15 protein-coding genes are annotated in these 15,407 nt (G+C 66.2%); 8 read left to right on the forward strand and 7 right to left on the reverse strand.

The window, feature by feature from the left end; translation table 11 throughout:
* Positions 1–53: 53 nt before the first annotated feature.
* Both CPH63_RS14370 and CPH63_RS14375 read right to left on the reverse strand, forming a co-directional pair.
* Positions 54–1,187 carry a glycerate kinase gene (locus tag CPH63_RS14370; protein WP_096303567.1) on the reverse strand — a complete coding sequence of 378 codons (1,134 nt, stop codon included), beginning with the start codon at positions 1,185–1,187 and terminating at the stop codon, positions 54–56.
* A 23-nt stretch (positions 1,188–1,210) separates the two neighbouring features.
* Positions 1,211–1,534, reverse strand: a complete 324-nt coding sequence (locus CPH63_RS14375) for a putative quinol monooxygenase (RefSeq protein WP_096305163.1) — start codon at positions 1,532–1,534, stop codon at positions 1,211–1,213.
* 268 nt (positions 1,535–1,802) lie between these two features.
* Here CPH63_RS14375 and CPH63_RS14380 point away from each other — a divergent pair, with 268 nt between their 5' ends.
* On the forward strand, positions 1,803–3,083 hold the full coding sequence (locus CPH63_RS14380) for a lipase family protein (protein WP_197704359.1): 1,281 nt from the start codon (positions 1,803–1,805) through the stop codon (positions 3,081–3,083).
* A 103-nt stretch (positions 3,084–3,186) separates the two neighbouring features.
* On the opposite strand, the gene CPH63_RS14385 is transcribed toward CPH63_RS14380, so the two are convergent.
* Complete coding sequence (locus tag CPH63_RS14385; protein WP_096303569.1) at positions 3,187–4,215, reverse strand: Atu2307/SP_0267 family LLM class monooxygenase; 1,029 nt, start codon at positions 4,213–4,215, stop codon at positions 3,187–3,189.
* A gap of 283 nt (positions 4,216–4,498) precedes the next feature.
* On the opposite strand from CPH63_RS14385, the gene CPH63_RS14390 reads away from it, so the two are divergent.
* Entirely contained in the window at positions 4,499–5,992 is a 1,494-nt protein-coding gene (locus CPH63_RS14390) for an HNH endonuclease signature motif containing protein (protein ID WP_096303570.1), read from the forward strand.
* A gap of 96 nt (positions 5,993–6,088) precedes the next feature.
* On the opposite strand, the gene CPH63_RS14395 is transcribed toward CPH63_RS14390, so the two are convergent.
* From CPH63_RS14395 to CPH63_RS14405, 3 genes are all read right to left on the reverse strand, one after another.
* On the reverse strand, positions 6,089–7,663 hold the full coding sequence (locus tag CPH63_RS14395) for an MFS transporter (protein ID WP_172892216.1): 1,575 nt from the start codon (positions 7,661–7,663) through the stop codon (positions 6,089–6,091).
* Positions 7,653–8,108, reverse strand: coding sequence for a MarR family winged helix-turn-helix transcriptional regulator (locus CPH63_RS14400; RefSeq protein WP_096303571.1), 456 nt, complete (start codon positions 8,106–8,108; stop codon positions 7,653–7,655). The genes CPH63_RS14395 and CPH63_RS14400 overlap by 11 nt, the downstream gene beginning before the upstream one ends.
* 69 nt (positions 8,109–8,177) lie before the next feature.
* Positions 8,178–9,227 (reverse strand): NAD(P)-dependent alcohol dehydrogenase, encoded by a 1,050-nt coding sequence (locus CPH63_RS14405; RefSeq protein ID WP_096303572.1) that lies wholly within the window; start codon positions 9,225–9,227, stop codon positions 8,178–8,180.
* 209 nt (positions 9,228–9,436) lie between these two features.
* On the opposite strand from CPH63_RS14405, the gene CPH63_RS22960 reads away from it, so the two are divergent.
* From CPH63_RS22960 to CPH63_RS14435, 6 genes are all read left to right on the forward strand, one after another.
* Positions 9,437–10,150, forward strand: a complete 714-nt coding sequence (locus tag CPH63_RS22960; protein WP_096303573.1) for a VOC family protein — start codon at positions 9,437–9,439, stop codon at positions 10,148–10,150.
* A 148-nt stretch (positions 10,151–10,298) separates the two neighbouring features.
* Positions 10,299–10,805 (forward strand): universal stress protein, encoded by a 507-nt coding sequence (locus CPH63_RS14415; RefSeq protein WP_096303574.1) that lies wholly within the window; start codon positions 10,299–10,301, stop codon positions 10,803–10,805.
* Complete coding sequence (locus CPH63_RS14420; RefSeq protein ID WP_096303575.1) at positions 10,805–11,083, forward strand: hypothetical protein; 279 nt, start codon at positions 10,805–10,807, stop codon at positions 11,081–11,083. Before CPH63_RS14415 ends, CPH63_RS14420 begins: the two co-directional genes overlap by 1 nt.
* Positions 11,084–11,251: 168 nt before the next feature.
* Complete coding sequence (locus CPH63_RS14425; protein WP_096303576.1) at positions 11,252–12,277, forward strand: nitroreductase; 1,026 nt, start codon at positions 11,252–11,254, stop codon at positions 12,275–12,277.
* A gap of 39 nt (positions 12,278–12,316) precedes the next feature.
* On the forward strand, positions 12,317–14,080 hold the full coding sequence (locus CPH63_RS14430) for a GAF domain-containing protein (RefSeq protein WP_096303577.1): 1,764 nt from the start codon (positions 12,317–12,319) through the stop codon (positions 14,078–14,080).
* Positions 14,059–14,721, forward strand: coding sequence for a response regulator transcription factor (locus CPH63_RS14435; protein WP_096303578.1), 663 nt, complete (start codon positions 14,059–14,061; stop codon positions 14,719–14,721). The genes CPH63_RS14430 and CPH63_RS14435 overlap by 22 nt, the downstream gene beginning before the upstream one ends.
* A gap of 62 nt (positions 14,722–14,783) precedes the next feature.
* Here the strand turns inward: CPH63_RS14435 and CPH63_RS14440 are convergent, their stop codons facing one another.
* On the reverse strand, positions 14,784–15,386 hold the full coding sequence (locus tag CPH63_RS14440; RefSeq protein WP_197704360.1) for a TetR/AcrR family transcriptional regulator: 603 nt from the start codon (positions 15,384–15,386) through the stop codon (positions 14,784–14,786).
* Positions 15,387–15,407: the final 21 nt, after the last annotated feature.

Consider the following 15,407-nt stretch of genomic DNA (forward strand, 5'->3'; position numbering starts at 1 on the left):
CACCTCCGGTCTCGGGCGCAATCGGGCAATGTTGTCGCCGGGCTGGTTCCAAGTTACGCGAGCCCACCGTCGAGGTACTCACGCAGCATCCGCTCGCCCAGGGCCTCGATAAGGGTCTTGGCGCCCTCCATGCTGCGCCGCCGATCCGGCTCGAGATCCCGCAATGCCCAGACGCCGTCGAATCCGGCCGTCCGCCACGAATCTGGGGAGAGCTCGTTGGTCGCGCAGACGGCGACCACGGGTATGGACGCGCTCCGGGCGGCTCGGGCGACCCCCACCGAGGCCTTGCCGCTGAGGCTCTGCTCATCGAGCGAACCTTCGCCGGTGACGACGAGGTCGACGCCGGTGAGCAGGCTGGCGAAGTCGATCAACTCCAGGACCCAGTCCACCCCGGAGACGACTTGGGCGTTGAAGACTGACTGGAGGGCGAAGCCCACGCCTCCCGCGGCGCCCGCCCCGGGCGCGCTTCGCAGGCACCGCCCGGTGGCGGTGTCGATGAGTCCGGCCCACCTCGCCAAGGCATCGTCGAGTAGCGGCAGGTCAGCCGGGGCCGCGCCTTTCTGGGGTCCGAAGACGTAGGCCGCACCATGGCGACCGAGCAGCGGGTTCGTCACGTCGGTGGCTGCCACCAGGCGGATGCCCGAGGTGAGTAGGTGAACCTGCGTCAGATCGATGCCGGTCGCGAGCGTGAGCCCGCGCGCCCCGAGCGGTACTGGGTGGCCTGTGGCGTCCAGAAGCCGCGCCCCGAGCCCGACCAGGAGTCCCGAGCCGCCATCGGTCGAGCAGCTGCCGCCCACCCCGACGATTACTTGGGTGCACCCCGCTTCGATCGCGGCGCGGATCGCCACCCCTACGCCCAGCGTGGAGGCATCCCACGGCTGCGGTCCGGGCCGGGGTAGGCGCCCCGGTCCGGCCAGTTCGGCCAGCTCGACGAGTGCGGTAGAGCCACGGCGCGCGTATCGAGCCGGGAACCAGCCTTCGTCCAGCGGATCGGGCACGGCCACCGGGCGAGCATCGAAACCGGCGGTCAGTGCCGCATCGATCGTCCCCTCGCCGCCGTCGGCGACCATTGCCCGGGTGACGGCGATTGACGGATCGACTCGACGCAGCCCCTTCTCGAGCCCATCGGCGACCTCCCGGGAGGTGAGCGAGCCCTTGAATTTGTCCGAGGCGATCAGGACTCTCATGGCCGCAAGTATCTACGTGGCCCTCAGCCGACGGCGAGTTCGCCCATCGCCGACCAGCCGTCGCCCGGCGTCGTCACGTTGATGATCTTCGGCGTCGCCGAGATGACGCCGGGCATCCAGGCCATCGCAGTCTTGAAGTGCGCGGAGTTGACGTGTGCCGCGCCGGCATCGTCGTCCCGGAAGGCCTCGACCACGACATACTCATTCGGATCGTCCGCGCTGCGCGACCATTCGAAGAAGAGATTTCCGGGCTCGGCGCGGGTGGCCGCAGTGAAATCGGCGACGAGCTCCGGCCACTCGTCGCTTCGCTCGGGGCGAATTGGAAACTTGACCACGATGAAGATCATGACCATAAGAATATGCCTCAACCGGCTTGAGCTCTTGAACTATTGGACTGGCGAATAATTGGTGGTACCGCAACGTACCGCGATCGGATACGGTAGCGAACGACGAGTGTGACCTGCATCTCGCCGTCCACCTTCTACCGATATCGGGGTAACCAATGACTGCCTGCCCAGAGGGGACGAGATGAGCGTCTCCGTCCCGACCGAGAGGTCAATCGAACGTCCCACCCGGTCTTCACGGAGCCGGCGCTGGCGCGTCAAGGCCGTGCTCTTGACCGTCGCCCTAACTTCGGCCGCCGCCGTCGGCGTGGTGGCCAATCCGCTCGGCGCGAGCGCTTCAAGCGGTTCGTTCTACACCTACAGCGGGTCGACGCCGCTGAGCAGCATTGCCCCCGGCACGGTGCTGAAGACCCGCACTCTCACCTATCACGTGGTCGGAATCCCGATCCCGCTCGGGGCAACCCAACTGCTATACCGCTCCACCGGGTCGCTCGGGCAGCCGACGACGAACGTCACTACGGTGATCCAGCCGCCATTCCGGTTCGGAGCGCCGAAGATCGTCTCGTACCAGTCCTTCTACGACTCGCTGAACCCGGCCGACGAACCGTCGGTCGCCATCGCCGGCAATGTCTCGCTCGGAGGCATCATCCCGAATATCGAGACGCTGCTTATCGCGCCGGTGCTGCTCTCCGGGTACAGCGTCGAGATCCCGGACACCGAGGGGCAGCCGGCTGATTTCGCGGCCGGTCCCGAGTACGGGATGAACACCCTCGACGGGCTGCGGGCGGCCTTCGCCTCACCCTCGCTCGGCTTCCGCCCGGACACCAAAGTCGGCATGATCGGCTACTCCGGGGGCGCCATCGCCACCGAGTGGGCCAGCGAGTTGGCGCCGAAGTACGCGCCGGATGTCAACCGCCATCTGGTCGGCGCGGCGATGGGCGGGGTCCTCGTCGACCCGGCCCACAACCTGCACTACATCGACGGCAGCTCCATCTGGGCCGGAGTCATGCCGATGGCGATCATCGGCGTCTCTCGCAGCTTCAACGTCGACCTGACGCCGTACCTGAGCGACTACGGGGTTCAGGTCTACAAAAAGCTACTGAACGCATCGATCATCAACGCGCTCGGGCAGTACTCGGGCCTGACTTGGACACAACTGGCCAAGCCGCAGTACCCGACGCCAGAGAGCGTGCCGGTCTACGTGCACTTGGTCAACCAGCTCATCATGGGCACCGGCGGCACGCCGACGACACCCTTGTTCATCGGACAGGGTGCCAATGGCACCTTGGAGGGCACGCCGGTGTCGCCGACCTTCGGCCCAGGCGACGGGGTGATGGTGACCGGCGATGTGCGGGCGCTGGCCAACCAGTACTGCGCCCGCGGGGTCCGCGTCCAGTACGACCAGTACGACTCGACCAGCCACGTCACCAGTGTTCCGACCTGGCTACCGGCGGCACTGGGCTGGCTGAAGGATCGCTTCGGCACCACCCAGGCGCCGACGAACTGCGGTCAGTACGCGGCGGGCAACTCGCTGGCGCCCATCCCGGAGTAACGATCAGCGGGCTGCGCTCGCCGGTCTCAGGACGGCGAGCGCAGCATCGCTGAGCGGCGCGGCCTGGTTGGTCCTACGAGAGTTGGCGATCATCACGGCGCGGTCATACGTCGGCCACCTGGGGCGCGACCTCCGTGCCGAGCAGTTCGATGCCCCGCAGCAGATCACGGTGGGCCAATCGCGGATTCGTCATCTGCAGCGACAGACGGTCCACTCCGCCCAGCTGCTCCGCAACCCGGCGGAGTTTCGTCGCGATGGTCTGCGGATCGCCGAGGAAGAACGCGCCGTCGGGGCCGCTGGTGGCATCGAACTGGGCGCGGCTCGGCGTCGGGAAGCCACGTTCGGCCGCCACCTTGGTGAACATCTGTAGCCAGCCGGGGTAGATGGTGTCGGCCGCCGACCGCACGCTTTCGCCGACATAGCCGAAGACGTGGAGACCGACTTTCAGGGTCTCCGGGGCGTGCCCGGCCTCCGCCCCGGCCCGGCGGTAGAGGTCGACCAGCGGGGCGAAACGGCGGGGCTCGCCACCGATGATGGCGACCATCAGCGGCAGTCCGAGCAGCCCGGCCCGCACGAACGATTCAGGTGTGCCGCCGACCCCGACCCAGATCGGGAGCGGATTCTGAACCGGACGCGGGTAGACGCCCTGGCCACTCAACGCCGGGCGGTGCTGACCCGACCAGGTGACATGAGTCGAATCGCGGATCCGGAGCAATAGGTCGAGTTTCTCGGCAAAAAGCGTGTCGTAGTCGGCCAGATCGAGGCCGAACAGCGGGAAGGCTTCGGTGAACGAGCCGCGTCCGACCACGAGGTCGATACGCCCCTTGGAGATGAGGTCCAAGGTCGCGAACTGCTGGAAGACACGTACCGGGTCGGCTGCGCTGAGCACCGTCACGGCGCTGCCCAGCCGGATGCGCGTGGTGCGGGCCGCCGCTGCCGCGAGGATCACCGGTGGTGCGGAGTCGTAGTACTCCTCGCGATGATGCTCACCGATTCCGAATGAGTAGAGGCCGGCGGCATCGGCGAGCGTGATCTCTTCCAGGAGGTGCTCGATCCGCTCCTGCGGACCAACGACCCGTTCGGTCTGCGGATCGGTCACGGTCGAGACGAAACTGTCGACGCCGATATGCATGGTGTCCTTCCTGTCTTTCACCGCGCCGGGGAACGTCCGGTTCAACGATGTTGAGGGCGCTGCCGACGATCTCTGGCGTGCGAAGCGTCATCTCGTTCATAGTCTCATCGTGAGGACTCAGCGAGCGGTACGGCTCGGTCTGTGGACAACCATCGCCGATTGTCGGTGGGGTGTTGTAGGTTCGCGGCGGGACCACTCCAGCCTTCTTTGATTGTGCGAATCACCTTATTTTTGTTGATGATTCGGGTTGTCATCGCTCACGTGTTCGAGTAGTGTCGGGGGCATGGTTGGAGGGCCTGAAGTCGACGCATCACCGAAAGTGGCTGCCCTGTTGGCGGCGGTCACGGCGGCGGTCGACACCCTGCTCGACGCCCCGTTGCCGTCATTGACGTCCACGGAGCTGCTGGAACTGCTGCAGGGCTGGGAGACGCACCGCCGCCGTGAGGTCGCGGTGGAGCATCTGCTGCTGTCCGCGGTGATGGGACGAGGGGTGGCCGGTGAATATGGATTCGCGTCCCCGCAGGCGTTGTTGGTGGGGGTGTTGCGGGTCGATCCAGGGGAGGCGAAGGCCCGGGTCAGAGCGGCGCAGGACTTGGGTCCGCGGACCGGTCTGACCGGGGAGGTATTGGACCCGGTGTTCGGTGAGACCGCGGCCGCGCAGAAGGCCGGGGTGATCTCGGCTGGGCATGCGAAGGTCATCACCACCACGCTGGACGGGTTGAGCGAGGACCTGGACTTTGAGCACGGGGCCCGGGTCCAGAGCGAATTGGTGGCCCAGGCCCGCTGGTTCACCCCCCGAGACCTCGCAAAGTTGGCGGCGCGGGTGGTGGCCCATCTCGACCCTGACGGCACCGCACCGTCTGATGCCCGGCAGCAGCGAAACCGGGGGTTCACGTTGGCCCGGCGCCCGGATGGGATGGTCATCCCGACCGGAGCGCTGACCCCGGCCTGCGGCGCCGCGTTGGAAGCGGTCCTCGACTGTCTCAGCGCCCCCACCCCCGCGACCCCCGCCCCGGCCAGCGACACCGATGCCGGTGCCGGCCAGACCGGCACGACGGGTGGCGCGGCCGGCGACAGCGGCGGTGTCGGTGGCGGGGTGGTGGAACGTGACTCCCGGACCCCGGCGCAACGCCGCCACGACGCGTTGCTGGACTCCTCCCTCCGACTCCTGGCCGACGGTGGACTACCACCCAGCGGTGGGGTACCGACGACGCTGCTGATCACCATGAGCGACGAACAACTCCGCACCCGCGAGGGTTACGCGTGCACCCCGCACGGGGACCTGATCTCGGTGGACGAGGCGCTGGGCTTAGCTGATCAGACCGAAATCATCACCACGACCCTGAGCCGCACCGGTGGGGTACTGGACGTCGGACGAACGAAACGCTGCGCCACCCCCACGATGCGGCTGGCGTTGTTCGCCCGCGACCGTGGCTGCTGTTTCCCCGGCTGCACCATGCCCGCGACCTGGACGCAGGCCCACCACGTCACACCCTGGCAAGACGGCGGCATCACCGCAGTGACCAACACCTGCCTGCTCTGCGGATTCCACCACCGGACATTCCAGAAAATGGGCTGGCAGGTCTACATCAACGACGGCATCCCCTACTGGATCCCACCACCCTGGATCGACCCACACCAACAACCCACCCGAAACACCCAACACCACCCACCCCCCATACCGATCGACTCTGCGCCTATCCGCGCGGACCGCGACGACGGACCGTCGTCTGGCGAGGCGGTGGATCGACACGACGTCGGTGGAGGACTCCAATGATTGGTGGGTTGCGCTCAGACGGGAGCCGAAGAGCAGGTCACCAAATGGCTCGGATGTCGGCGACGTCAATCGTTTCTGTGGGGTGCTGGGGCATGTTCAGGCCTCGACGGGAAGGATGTCGCCGACTCCCTCCGTCTGCGACGGTGTTGTCGCGGCATCCGGGCTCTCGGGAGCGCTGGGGGCAGTTGGGGCAGCGGCGGCGGCAGCGGCGACGGAGGCACGGAGTGTGGCCAGCCGGGCCTTGGAGGGGAAGAACACCGCCGCGAGGACGCCGCCAACAGCGAAGATCAACGCCGACACCCGGAAAACCGCGGCATAGCCATGCGTTGCCGCCGCGGCATCGAAACCACTGACCAGTCCATGTTCAGTCGCGTAAGAGGCAGTGACCGAGGCGGCGATGGTGCTCATTACCGCAGTCCCGATCGATCCGCCGACCTGCTGCATCGTGCTCACCAGGGCCGCCGCAACGCCGGAGTCCTGCGGCTGCACGCCGGCGGTGGCGGTGTTCATCGACGGGGCCATGACCATCCCCATCGCGAAGCCCATCAGGATCAGGGCCGGGAGTACACCACCCACGTAGGAGGACTCAACGTCGATACGGCTCAAGTAACCCAGGCCGAGGAAGCCGAGCGCCATGCCAATCGTGATGACCACCCGTGGTCCGAACCGCGGGAGGGTAACAATGTTCGAGGTATTCGAGCTGATCATGATGCAGATGATCATCGGCAGGAAGGCGAGTCCGGAGGTCACCGGGCTGAAGTGCTTAACCACCTGCAGGTAATAAGTCAGGAAGAGGAAGAGGCCGAACATCGCGGTGCCGGCGATCCCGACGGCCGCGAATGCCATGCCGCGCGACCGGTCACGCACGACGCGCAAGGGAAGCAGCGGATGAGCGACCCGCTGCTCGACCAGGACGAAGGCGACCAACAGCGCCGCACCGATCACCAACGACAGGATCGTCGCCGTCGAATCCCAGCCATGGGTCTCCGCCTGCGAGCACCCGAGGACGAGTCCGAAGAGCCCACCGCCGGCGAGAATCGCGCCGATCACATCAATCCGCGGGTGTACCGGCGGCTTAGCCTCGACCATGTAGACCACCGCTCCGATGAAGGCGGCCGCTGCAAAGACGACATTGACGTACATGCACCACCGCCACGAGAGATACTCGGTGAGGATGCCGCCCAGGATCAGACCAACCGCTCCACCACCAACCGCGACAGTGCCGAAGACGCCGAACGCCTTGCCGCGTTCCTTCGGATCGCGGAAGGTCGTTACGAGTGTGCTCAGGGCCGCTGGAGCCAGCAACGCACCGGCCGCGCCCTGCAGCGCCCGCGCGGTGACCAGAACCGCGAACGACGGCGCGGCGCCACCGAGGGCCGAAGCCGCGGCAAAGGCGACCAAAGCGATCAGGAAGGTCCGCTTGCGACCAACGAGATCGCCGATGCGTCCACCGAGCAGCAGCAGGCTGCCGAATGCCAGCGCATATGCGGTGACGATCCACTGCCGTTGGCTGTCCTCGAACCCCAGATCGGCCTGGGCGGACGGCAACGCGATATTCACCACGGTGGCGTCGAGAACGACCATGAGCTGGGCGATGGAGACGACCACGAGCACGAGCCAGCGGTTTCGAGAATTCGTCTCGGGGGATTGAGTGCTGATGTTATTGGGCACAGCTGTTCTCTCCTGAGGGGAAGTTTGTCTTGACGGTTCGGAGCAGGTCGACCAGGACGGCCCGGTCGGCTGCGGGGAGGCTTCCGAAGATCTCGTCCATCACCTTGCTGCGGACGAGCAGTGCCGCTTCGAGTGCGTCGCTGCCGGCGGGCGTAACCGACACGATGCGGGCCCGCCGATCGCGCTCATCCTCGGTTCGGGTGACCAGCCCGTCGCGCTCCAATGCGTCGACGGTGTCGGTCACCGATCGGGGCGCGAAGCCGAGAATGCCGGCCAGCTTCGCCTGATTCATCGGGCCGCCCTCGCTCAGCCGCATCAGGACCTTGGCGCGGGCAAGTGAGAGGCCGGCCGCGGACATCACCTGATCGACATGACGGTGCAGCTGGTGGTGAAGTTCGAGGTAGGTCTGGCCGACTTCGATCGACGAGACTTCGCGGGGTGCCATGTAACGTCTCCGAAACAAATGAGGTACCTCATGGTGAGGTACCTCATCACTGTACTCCTCGGCGGGCGACTACGGTTGCGGCAGCGTTGCGATGTCGATGACGAACCGGTACCGCACGTCGGAGGCGAGCACGCGCTCCCACGCCTCGTTGATGGCCTCCGCGCTGATCACCTCGATCTCGCAAGCGATCCCCTGCTCGGCGCAGTAGTCGAGCATCTCCTGCGTCTGGCTGATACTGCCGATGCTGGAACCGGCGAAGCTCCGGCGATTTCCGAAGAGTGTGAAGGCGGCCACCGGCAGGGGCTCGGGCGGGGCGCCGACATTGACCAGTGTGCCGTCGAGAGCGAGTAGCGAGAGGTACTTGTTCACGTCAACCGCCGCCGAGACGGTGTTGACGATGAGATCGAACCGGTTCTCCAGGAGCTCGAAAGTCCGTGGATCACTGGTCGCCAAGTACTCGTCTGCACCGAGGCGCTTCCCGTCCTCCTGCTTGGCCAGCGACTGAGACAGAACGGTGACCTCAGCCCCCAGCGCAGCTGCGAACTTCACCGCCATGTGTCCGAGGCCGCCCATACCGACGATCGCGACCTTCTTGCCCGGCCCGGCGCCCCAGTGCCGAAGGGGCGAATAGGTGGTGATCCCAGCACAGAGCAGCGGTGCTGCGGCGGCCAGATCGATGCTCTGCGGGATGCGCAGCACGAAGTCCTCGTTGACGACGATGTGGCTGCAGTAGCCGCCCTGGGTGATAGTGCCGTCAACGTCAACTGCGGCGTAGGTGCCGACTCCGCCCTTGAGGCAGTACTGCTCCTCGCCCCGGCGGCAGTTGAGGCATTCGCGGCAGGAATTGACCAGGCAACCGACGCCGGCCCGATCACCGACGGCATGTTTGGTCACCTCACCGCCGACCGCGCTGACTATGCCGGCGATCTCGTGGCCGACGGTCAACGGGTATGGCGCCGGACCCCAGTCTCCGCGCACGGTGTGAATGTCGGAGTGGCAGATTCCGGCGAACTTGATCTCGACCAGGACGTCATGTGGCCCCACGTCGCGTCGCTCGATGGTCGAGGGTGCCAGCGGATCGGTGGCAGAGGGGGCGACGTAGGCGCGTGCAGTCAGCAATGCAGGGGTCCAATTCGATTGTGGATCAGGGGTCATCGGTTCAGTTTCGACAATAGCGATCCCGTCGTGGGTGCCGAGACGCCGACGCCGCCGGGTCGTGACTCTGCGCGTTGTCGGGTCGTGACTCTGCGCGTTGTCAGATCGTGACTGTGCACATCGTCAGGTCGTGACTGCGCACGTTGTCGGTGGGCCGGAGCATGATCGAAGGCATGACATCTATCGGACGCTTAGAACTCGCCGCATTGGACGCGCGCGACATCGACACGCTCGCGTCGTTTTACACGACACTGACCGGGTGGGAGATCGCGCGCAAGGAATCGGACTGGATCACGATTCGGACCACCGACGGTCAGGAACTCGCCTTCCAACTGGCGCCTGACCATCAGCCGCCGCAGTGGCCGGGACAGCAGCAGCCTCAGCAGTTTCATCTGGATCTTCAGGTGGACGGCACCGAAGCCGCGGCCGCCCGGGCCGTCGAGCTCGGCGCGACGCGACTGGCCGACGGCGCCACCTGGATCACGTTGGCCGACCCTGCCGGACACCCCTTCGACCTCTGTCAGGCCGACGGCGTCGGCCCAGCCATGAAGCTCTTCGCCGTGACGATCGACGCATCGGACGCCTCTGGCCTCGCAGGCTTCTACAGCGAGTTGATGGGGATGGAGGTGACCTACGACGGTCCCGAAGGGGCGATGATCGCCGGTGACGGGAAGAGTGTGATGTTCCAGCAGGTGAGTGACTACCGCGCCCCCGCCTGGCCTGATCCGAGCCAACCTCAGCAGGCGCATCTCGACGTAATCGTCGATGACCTCGATACCGGCGAAGCTCAGGCTCTAGCGCTGGGCGCCACCCGGCTCGAGGGTGGCGGTCAGACGTTCCGAGTCTTCGCCGACCCAGCCGGACATCCGTTCTGCCTGACCAGTTAGTGCGTGGTGGCTAAGGTCCCGACGGGGTGAGACGTTCGGCCCTGCCGCTCGCGCCGCTGCAGGGCCAGACTGAGTCGCACAGAAGGACACGACTGAAGCACCGCTGAAGTCAGGCACTGAAGTCAGGCACTGAAGTCAGGAGACAGCTATGGAGCAGTCTGAAGTGGTCGCGGCGCGTGAGGTCATCGTCGTTGGAGTCGACGGGTCCGAACCATCGAAACAAGCGCTGCGGTGGGCGGAGTTCCTTGCCCATGCCACCGGTAGCACGATCGAGGCCGTTATCGTCTGGGGCCGTCCGTACGGGTACGGGATGGGGAGCCTGGGCTGGGGCGCACTGCCCGAAGGCTGGGATCCGGCTATGGACGCCGACAAAGTGCTTCAGGAGACGATTGATCAGGTATTCGGTACGCAACGTCCAGCCGGCCTGACGACCGCATCGGTCCAGGGCGGTGAGGCCCAGCAGTTGCTGCAGCTGAGCCGTGGCTGTCGGATGCTGATCGTCGGCAGCCGCGGACATGGTGGCTTCGCCGGACTTCTGCTTGGGTCGGTTAGCTCGGCATGTGCCGAGCACAGCAACTGCCCAGTGCTGGTCGTCCATGGCGACATGCCCGTACCAATGCCGGCACCCGGAGCGAACGGATCGGGAGACCACTGATGCTGGTCATCGGCCTGTTTCTGCTCGTCGTCCTGCTGAATCGATTTGCCGCGCAGGTTATCCGGAGGACGGCGGGGGAGAGGCCGGCGGATAGAGCGCCCACCGGCGCTGCTGGCGCCGATGCTGAGGTGAAGCGCGGCAAGGACCGGACTCGCCTCACCGCCGAACCCGACCTGAGCGCGGCTACTGTCCATGAAACCGAGATGACCGCCGAGATGTGCTGGACTGCGCTGGACGATCTGCAGGTCAGCCGCCTGCTTGGCCGTCCGACTCCCTGACTTGACGGCACTCCCGTTGGTGATCGTCGCGAGGTCATCGCGCGACGTCGCGAGCTGCTCCAGTCGCCCCAACGATCCTTCCTTAGTCGACCGGGTCGTTTGGCCCTGTCGAAGCGGCCCAACTGCGCGCAGGGTTGGCTGGTGAGCAATCCATCGAGGAGACCGCAAATGGGAATCGCCCCAGCCGCCGCTGTGACCCACAATCCACCGACCACCGCCACGCAGGCCCTGCGCCGGGCCGCGGTCCGCGCGCGCCTCGCTCCGTCAGTCCACAACACCCAGCCCTGGAGCTTCCGGATCGCCGGCGACACGCTGGAGATAATCGCGGACTCGACTCGGCAGTTGAAGACCCTCGACTCGACCGGGCGACAGATGCTCATCTCCTGTGGGTGCGCGCTATTCAACGCGCGGGCATCGTTGGCGGCCTCCGGCTTTCAGGTGAAAGTGCGGCGTTTCCCCAACGGTGCGCGCCCCAATCTGGTGGCGCGTCTCACCGTCGTCTCTCCCGAGACCGGGCCCGACGTCGAGCGTGCCCGGTTGGCATCTCTGGACGGCGCGATTGAGGAGCGCCGCACGAATCGGCGCCGCTTCAATGCTGATGTCGTGCCGCAGAGCGTGGTTGCGGCGTTGATCGCGGCCGCGTCGTCGGAGGGTAGCCAGCTGGTCCCGGTCACGCGCGAAGAGGATCGATTGAACCTGGCCATCATCAGCCAGCGGGCCGATAGGCAGGAGTCGGCCGACCCGGCATACCGGGCCGAGCTGCGGGCCTGGACCACGTCAGAGCCGACGAGGCCAGACGGTGTGCAGGCCGATGCCGTGCCGCGCAGTGGCCTCGTGTCGCATGACGATATTCCCATTCGAGACTTCGAGGCCGACAGCGATGAAGCGCTGCCGGCACAGACGCATTCCTCGCTGCGACAATGCCTGTTGATTCTCGGTTCGACCGAGGATGGCCATCATGCGTGGCTGCGGGCCGGCGAGGCACTGGAGCGCATCCTGCTCGAACTCACCAACCGTGGCTTCGTGGCCAGCCCGCTCACGCAGGCCATCGAACTCCCCTCCGCCCGGGCGATGCTCAGCAACGATCTGCGTCTGGGGATGTTCCCGCATGTCGTGCTGCGCGTCGGGCACGCGCTGCCCACCCCGGCTACCCGCAGGCGGCTCCTCGTCGATCTCCTGACCGAGTTGTCATGATCGGCGCCCGACCCGGCGAAGAAGCCTAGGCTGGCGGTGATGAGCGTGTTGAACTCTGAGCCGAGCGCCGTCGGGCTGGAGTTCCCGCTGCCACCCCGAGACGGAGCCGAACGCGCCCCCGGCAACCTCGAGCTCAGTGAGAACCACCGCCTGGTGATCGAAGCTCAGCGACGACTGCGGGGTCTGCTGCGCGCAAATCAGATGGTGGCCGGAGATCTCGCCCTTCCAGTCGTGCTGAATCGTCTCGTCGAAGCCGCTGCTGAGCTCGTCCAGGCTCGGCAGGTCGTGTTGGGAGTCGTTGCTGCGTCAGGCAGTGACGAGATGCAGTACTTTCGGGCCGGTCCAGAGCCTGATTCCGATTCTGATCCCGAATTCGATCCCGAATCCGATGCTCGAAGCTACGACGATCTCCTGCAGCGGGTCGTCGTCACCGGCCACGCATTCAGACTTCGCGAAGCGTTCAGACTTCGCGAAGCCGCGGCTGTCCCGACCTTCCTCGGTGTCCCGGTGCGCGTTCGCGACGTCGTCTACGGCTGCCTGTACCTCACCGGATTTGCCGATACCGACATCGAGGTCGCGGACGAGGAGCTCATCGCCTCCCTCGCTGCCACCGCGGGCGTGGCGATCGCCAACTCGCGACTGCTGGACGAGTCACGTCAGCGCCAGGAGTGGTTGCAGGCCTCAACCGAAATCACCCAGCAACTATTGGCAAATCTCGGCGAGGAGCCACTGCAGGTCATTGCCAGACGCCTTCAGACGGTGGCGCGGGCGGATGCGGTCAACGTCGTACTACCGACGGCGGAGGGTTCACGGTTGATGGTCGAGGTCGCGACCGGACTGGGCGCGTCGGAGCTGACCGCGCTCTCGTATCCGATCACGGGAACGGTGTGCGAGGTCGTGCTCGATACCGTCACCCCGGTGCTCATCGATGACATGTCCGACCAGCGCCGGTACACCGTTCACCTCAGCAGCATCGTCGCCGTCGGGCCATTGATGGTGCTGCCGTTGGTCGGCACCCAACGCGTGCGCGGGGTGCTGGTGGTCGGCCGGCTGCACGGCCGCCCGCACTTCACCCTCGCCGATGTGGAGATGGCGGCCACCTTCGCCAATCACGCCGCGGTTGCCCTCGAGCTGGCCGACGCACGCCGCGATCACGAGCGGTTGGCGCGTCTGGAGGATCGTGATCGGATAGCTCGCGATCTACACGACCACGTCATCCAGCGCCTCTTCGGAGCGGGGCTCACCCTGGAGAGCGTCGCGAGCGGACTGGCGGACACCGCGCGGGTTGAGCGGCTGACCCGCGTCATCGGCAATATCAACGACACCGTCCGGCAGATCCGGACGACTATCTTCGAGCTGCACGGCTCGCTCGGCCCGAGAACGGGCGCAGTGCGGGAAGAGCTGACGGCGATCGCGGCCGAACTTGCGCCCGTCCTCGGATTCGCTCCGCAACTCACCTTCGTCGGCCCGCTGAACGCCCTGATCGGTGACGACGTACTGGACGATCTGACGGCGGTGACCCGGGAGGCGCTGACCAATACGGCCAGGCATGCCGCCGCTAAGCGTGTCGCGGTGACGGTCCGGGCCGAACCGGACCGCATCTCGATTCTGATCGTGGACGACGGGGTCGGGGTCGGTGACAGTGGCCGTAGAAGTGGTTTGGCCAATCTGCAGCAGCGGGCCGAACGCCGAGGCGGGTCGCTCCTCATCGAGTCACCCCGATCAGCGCTGAAGGCCGCCCCGTCAGATGGGTTCAGCCCGGCCGGAGGTGCCACTCTGCTATGGACGATTCCACTGAATTGACGAGGCCGGTGCGGGTGTTTCTCCTCGATGACCACGAGATCGTGCGGAGGGGCATCGCTGATCTCATCGAGGCGGATCCGGAGATGACAGTGGTCGGTGAGGCGGCGGGGGCTCGTGAGGCACTGGTGCGGATCCGCACCAGCGACGCCAATGTCGCCGTGCTCGACGCTCGCCTTCCCGACGGCAGCGGGATCGATGTCTGCCGGGAGATTCGCTCGGAGCTGCCGGAGATTCGCTGTCTCATCCTCACCTCCTATGACGACGATGACGCGATCTTCGCGGCCGTCATGGCCGGCGCCTCCGGCTACCTGTTGAAGGAGGTTCGTGGCGCGTACTTCATCGATGCGATCCGGCAGGTGGCGGCCGGACGATCGCTGCTGGACCCGTCGGTCACCGAGAAGCTGCTGGCCCGACTGCGCGACGGCGAGCCGGCCGATGAGCGGCTGGCTTCACTGACCCAGCGCGAGCGTGACGTTCTCTCCCTGATCGCCGATGGTCTGACCAACCGCCAGATTGCCGCGCATCTCTTCTTGGCTGAGAAGACCGTCAAGAACTATGTCTCGTCCGTCCTCACCAAGCTGGGCATGCAGCGTCGAACCCAGGCCGCCGTCTACGGAGCCGAAAACCGTCCCGCCGGCTGACCACCGGGATTCGTCGCCTAGCTAGTTGTGAACCAGTGGAGGACCGTCCGTAGGCCCGTGTCCTACGAGCCGCCGCTCGGCGCAGCCGATCCGGCTATCCAGTTGGCGAAGGTATCGAACTCGGCCGCCATGTCGAAGGTCTCCGGATCCAGCAGCCACTGCAGTTGCAAGCCGTCCAGAACGGCCAGGACGACGGCCACCGACGGCCCGCTCTGACCGGTTCGGCTGTACACCGCGGCCAACGCCGGCGCGAAGAGTTCGCGAAGCCGGTCGTACCTGGCCCGGAAGAAGGCGTGCGCCGGATGTCCCTCGGTCACGCTGTCGCCGGACAACACGGTGAACATGCGGACGTAGCCCGCTCGCTGCGTGTTGTGCGCCACCAATCGCTGACAGAGTTGAAGGAAGTCGAGAGAGCCGTGGGCCGCTTCGGAGGTCTCGGCCCACCAGGCCCGGTCTTGCCGGTCACGATCCTCCAGGGCCGCGACCAGGAGCTGTTCCTTGGTCTGAAAGTGGTAGAGCACGGCCTGCTGGGTGATGCCCACGCTCTGGGCTATCTGCGCCAGCGAGGCGCCCTTGTAGCCGCGTTCGGCAAAGAGTCTGAGAGCGGCCTGGACGATCTCGGCGCGCCGGGCATCGCCGGCCACTTCTCTGGCGGTCAGCGCCATGGCATCCCTCCGGCTCAAGGC

The organism is Jatrophihabitans sp. GAS493 (assembly GCF_900230215.1).
In the GTDB taxonomy this organism is placed as follows: domain Bacteria; phylum Actinomycetota; class Actinomycetes; order Mycobacteriales; family Jatrophihabitantaceae; genus MT45.

Excerpts from the sequence above, each read along its gene's own strand:
- CPH63_RS14370 (WP_096303567.1), bottom strand. The coding sequence starts at position 1,187 with ATGAGAGTCCTGATCGCCTCGGACAAATTCAAGGGCTCGCTCACCTCC.
- CPH63_RS14375 (WP_096305163.1), bottom strand. The coding sequence starts at position 1,534 with ATGATCTTCATCGTGGTCAAGTTTCCAATTCGCCCCGAGCGAAGCGAC.
- CPH63_RS14385 (WP_096303569.1), bottom strand. The coding sequence starts at position 4,215 with ATGCATATCGGCGTCGACAGTTTCGTCTCGACCGTGACCGATCCGCAG.
- CPH63_RS14390 (WP_096303570.1), top strand. The coding sequence starts at position 4,499 with ATGGTTGGAGGGCCTGAAGTCGACGCATCACCGAAAGTGGCTGCCCTG.
- CPH63_RS14400 (WP_096303571.1), bottom strand. The coding sequence starts at position 8,108 with ATGGCACCCCGCGAAGTCTCGTCGATCGAAGTCGGCCAGACCTACCTC.
- CPH63_RS22960 (WP_096303573.1), top strand. The coding sequence starts at position 9,437 with ATGACATCTATCGGACGCTTAGAACTCGCCGCATTGGACGCGCGCGAC.
- CPH63_RS14415 (WP_096303574.1), top strand. The coding sequence starts at position 10,299 with ATGGAGCAGTCTGAAGTGGTCGCGGCGCGTGAGGTCATCGTCGTTGGA.
- CPH63_RS14420 (WP_096303575.1), top strand. The coding sequence starts at position 10,805 with ATGCTGGTCATCGGCCTGTTTCTGCTCGTCGTCCTGCTGAATCGATTT.
- CPH63_RS14425 (WP_096303576.1), top strand. The coding sequence starts at position 11,252 with ATGGGAATCGCCCCAGCCGCCGCTGTGACCCACAATCCACCGACCACC.
- CPH63_RS14430 (WP_096303577.1), top strand. The coding sequence starts at position 12,317 with ATGAGCGTGTTGAACTCTGAGCCGAGCGCCGTCGGGCTGGAGTTCCCG.
- CPH63_RS14435 (WP_096303578.1), top strand. The coding sequence starts at position 14,059 with ATGGACGATTCCACTGAATTGACGAGGCCGGTGCGGGTGTTTCTCCTC.
- CPH63_RS14440 (WP_197704360.1), bottom strand. The coding sequence starts at position 15,386 with ATGGCGCTGACCGCCAGAGAAGTGGCCGGCGATGCCCGGCGCGCCGAG.